This is a genomic window from Cereibacter sediminicola, from assembly GCF_007668225.1.
GTDB classification, from domain to species: domain Bacteria; phylum Pseudomonadota; class Alphaproteobacteria; order Rhodobacterales; family Rhodobacteraceae; genus Cereibacter_A; species Cereibacter_A azotoformans.
In genome coordinates, this window is sequence record NZ_VDEK01000151.1 from 1 (window position 1) to 468 (window position 468).

1 protein-coding gene is annotated in these 468 nt (G+C 67.7%); it reads left to right on the forward strand.

Annotated features, from left to right (window positions below; genetic code table 11):
- Positions 1 to 183 (forward strand): hypothetical protein (locus FG154_RS21190; protein ID WP_222120602.1); only part of this gene is annotated, 183 nt, incomplete at its 5' end.
- Positions 184 to 468: the final 285 nt, after the last annotated feature.

Genomic DNA, 468 nt, shown 5'->3' on the forward strand with positions numbered 1-468 from the left:
GGCGCGTGCCTGCCGGAACCCCTTCAACCGGAGAGCCCCATGGCCAAAGGCATGAGCATCCGCGGAAACCGGCAGACGAAGAAGCCAAAACAGCCGAAGAAGGCGCCCGCGGTCGTTGCGGTGACGCGCACCCACTCGGCCTTGGCGCCGTCGTCGGGCTCCGGAACCCTGAAGAAGCCCTGAACGGCGCGACGCGGGATGGCGGTGCATCCGCCCGCGTCCCGGCGGCGGCCGGAATGTGCGCGAGACGACGGACCTCGATGACAGAACAAGGAACAGCCATGCGATCCCCCAAGCCCGACCCCTGAAAGACAAGGGGATGAAGGTCTGCATCCCCGGCCGGAAATCTCGCAGGCGCTCCATTTGCGCCTCGGATAAGCCCCGAGACGATCGCGCATCCGACGGACTCCCGACTCTACGAGCGCGCACGGGCGCAACTGGTGGATCTGGCCCGGGACGCCGGCATCG